Here is a 632-nt window from a genome sequence, read left to right on the forward strand (position 1 = left end):
GTGTGCCCCACATCCTTCACATGCAGATTCAAATGAAATGGGGTATTGCCAACAGCGGTACACATCATCAGCGGCGGTGAGTTCTCAGGGTAGAACGGACACGGGCATTGAGGCTCGCCTGTCCAAATATTGGAAATAGGCAAAAGATGACACAAGTTCAAGGTACTGATGAGCGGACGACGAATGTTATGCAGACTGTCACTGGGCAGTGAGCCAAGCAACGCCTCGGTCGCGTTCACCGTCTCCAAACGACACACTAAGCCAATCGTATTATTCAACACACTGAGCGCGTAGTCGGTCATTTCATTGAGCACCGCTTCATCGTGATGACGCAAAATGAAGGTAGAGCTGTACTGACCGTAGCTTAACCGCCCTGCCGAGATGTCGGTTTGTGCACTCTGATATTGGCTGACCATTTCCAGTGCGTCTTCGTCCACTTTCGGGGTGGGGTTCTTAAGCAATTTGTCTCGAAACGACACCACCTTTTGCTGCCATTTCTTGCGTTCTTTATCCAGCAAGCGGTGCGCTTCTTGGTTATCAAAGAAGATGAAGCGCGTATTCCAACGGCACTCCACGTTCATCAAACTCAAGTGATGCAACATATCGGGATGACTGAAATCAGGGAAACCATC

The 632-nt window shown here is 49.7% G+C and carries 1 pseudogene; it reads right to left on the reverse strand.

The features are described 5' to 3' along the window. Positions 1 to 602, reverse strand: a pseudogene (locus Q1A70_RS20260) (conjugal transfer protein TrbE); the annotation flags it as partial. Positions 603 to 632 lie beyond the last annotated feature (30 nt).

This window comes from uncultured Vibrio sp. (assembly GCF_947488985.1).
Lineage (GTDB): Bacteria > Pseudomonadota > Gammaproteobacteria > Enterobacterales > Vibrionaceae > Vibrio.